We start from the raw sequence: 2745 nt of genomic DNA, 5'->3' as shown, positions 1-2745 counted from the left end.
GGGAGGCACAATTATTTGTAGGATGGGTTAGCGGTAGCGTAACATAATCGGGCGTTGGGTTTCATGCTTCAACCCAACCTACGTTCATCTTATATTTAATTCCACCCACCTACTTATGATATTAAGAATAGGGGGCCGGGTAAGCAACCGCTTAAAAAACCCAGTCATCGAAGGATGAACGCACCTTGAAAACTAGAGTTATGGGGTTCTATAGGGGAATGCTCCTATAGGTAAAAGCTCTCAGCGTCAAGTACCAAAGAAACCAATTATTTTAGAGGTTTGGAACTGTATCGTGGGACACACGAGAACAGGCTTCTGTAAGGGAGCGAAAGTCTGAGGAGAGAACCACCTCTGGCTGGGATTTCGCTAGGAATCTAATTCAAGTGGACTCGTTGAGCCAGAAATTCACAGCAGTGATGCTAGAAGAATCCACGTCCGTTTACGGCGTGGGGTATGTCAACTACTCTCTATGTGCGAGAATAGCCTGTGTGAAAAACCTAGGTAATTGTTATGGTTGCACATATACAAAATAGGCAGTTTAACGGGTTGTCTAGCCAAGAAGCTGGCGATCGCTTGAAACAGCATGGCTACAACGAACTGCCCTCAACCCAGCATCGTACTTTTTTAAGGATCGCCCTAGACATTATCCAAGAGCCGATTTTCTTGCTCCTGATTGCCTGTGGTGTCATCTACCTCTTTTTGGGTGATGCTCAAGAAGCTCTGATTTTGTTGGGGTTTGTCTTTTTTATTATTGGCATCAATCTTTACCAGGAGCAAAAAACGGAACGTTCTCTAGAAGCACTGCGGGACTTATCCAGTCCTCGGGCCTTGGTGATTCGAGATGGGGAGCGGCAGCGGATTGCGGGGCGAGAAGTGGTACAGGGCGATTTGATCGTGGTGGAGGAGGGCGATCGCGTTCCTGCGGATGCGATTTTGCTGTGGTCGACTCACTTGACGATTGATGAATCGCTGTTAACCGGGGAGTCTGTTCCGGTCAGGAAACGCACCATCCAGCTGGAAGAAGACCCAGAGAAACTTTCAGCAACCTTGAGACCGGGTGGAGACGACTTACCCACTGTCTATTCTGGCACTCTTGCGGTGCAAGGGCAGGGCATTGCCCAGGTGCAAGCAACGGGCATACATACTGAAATGGGAAAAATTGGCAAAGCTCTGCAAACGGTTGAACCGGAAGACACGGTCTTACAGAAAGAAACCCGTCGCATTGTCGGTAAATTGACGATGATTGCGCTTGCCATTTGCGCGGCGGTGGTCGTGATTTATGGACTAACCCGGGCCGATTGGTTGCATGGCTTTTTGGCAGGATTAGCCCTGGCGATGGCAATTTTGCCCAATGAAATTCCGGTGGTGCTGGCCATCTTTCTGGCTCTGGGAGCGTGGCGATTCTCGCAAAAACAGGTACTAACTCGTCGCATTCCAGTGGTTGAAACCCTGGGTTCTGTCACCGTTCTTTGTGTCGATAAGACTGGAACCCTGACATTGAACCAAATGGCCGTCAAACAATTGTTGGTTTACAGCGGCTCCAATGCTTATCTGTACGATGTGACGCTCCACGAGCGCGAACCCTTGCCCGAAGTCCTTCATCCCCTGATCGAGTTTGGTATTCTAGCGAGTCGCAAAGATCCCTTTGACCCGATGGAGAAAGCGTTGCAGCAAATTGGTTGGGATTACCTGGCCAAGACTGAACACCTGCATAGCGATTGGCAACTACTGCGCGAATATCCCCTGTCCACCGATCTCTTGGCCATGTCCTGTGTCTGGGAATCCCTGACGGGGGAGCTTACCGTTGCGGCAAAAGGGGCCCCAGAAGCGATCGCTGATCTCTGCCATTTCAGCCCGATTCAACAACAGGAGCTTGCCGAACAGATCCAGTCCATGGCCAGAGAAGGTTTGCGAGTTCTGGGAGTCGCCCAAGGACGCAAAATAGGAACATTACCCAAAACCCACGCTCTTGAGTCATCCGGGCCTCCAGCCTACTTGGAATCTGACGATCGCTTACCTGTGCAACAACACGACTTTGAGTTTGAATTTGTGGGACTCATCGGCCTGGAAGACCCCGTGCGTCCTACTGTGGCACCTGCGATCGCTGAATGCTATGGTGCGGGAATTCGCGTTGTCATGATTACGGGTGATTATCCGGTAACAGCCCAGAACATTGCCCGTCAGATTGGACTCAGGCCTTTAGACAAGGTGATCACCGGTAGGGAACTGGAGCAAATGGGTGAGTCGGAACTGCGCGATCGCATTCACAGCACCAACATCTTTGCCCGTGTCGTCCCCGAACAAAAACTATTGATTGTCAATGCACTGAAACGCTCCGGGGAAATTGTGGCCATGACTGGTGATGGTGTCAACGATGCCCCGGCTCTCAAGTCTGCTCATATCGGCATTGCCATGGGTGAACGGGGGACCGATGTAGCGCGAGAGTCTGCCGATTTGGTCCTGTTGAAAGATGATTTTTCGTCCATCGTCGAATCGGTCAAACTGGGAAGACGTATCTTTGACAACCTGAAAAAGGGGATGGCCTATACCTTGGCCGTTCACGTTCCGATCGCGGGTATGTCGTTGATTCCAGTCATCGAAAATTTTGGGTCTGAAACCCCGTCGTTCTACGACGGCTTTACTGTTAAATATGAGCATCGTTTACGAAATATATGCTAAAATGTGAGGTATGGAAAAAGCCTATTCGTTTCGATTTTACCCCACACCCGAACAAGAGTCGCTATT

General features: G+C 50.1%; 1 protein-coding gene and 1 pseudogene. Both read left to right on the top strand.

The window, feature by feature from the left end; genetic code table 11:
- Window positions 1–510 precede the first annotated feature (510 nt).
- Window positions 511–2598, top strand: a pseudogene (locus PX482_RS14355) (cation-translocating P-type ATPase); the annotation flags it as partial.
- A 91-nt stretch (window positions 2599–2689) separates the two neighbouring features.
- Window positions 2690–2745 (top strand): helix-turn-helix domain-containing protein (locus PX482_RS27765; RefSeq protein WP_072024880.1); only part of this gene is annotated, 56 nt, incomplete at its 3' end.

This window comes from Microcystis sp. M53602_WE12 (genome assembly GCF_030065455.1).
In the GTDB taxonomy this organism is placed as follows: Bacteria; Cyanobacteriota; Cyanobacteriia; order Cyanobacteriales; family Microcystaceae; genus Microcystis; species Microcystis aeruginosa.
Note: the sequence above shows the minus strand (reverse complement) of the source record. Positions and strands in the feature narration are given on the sequence as shown.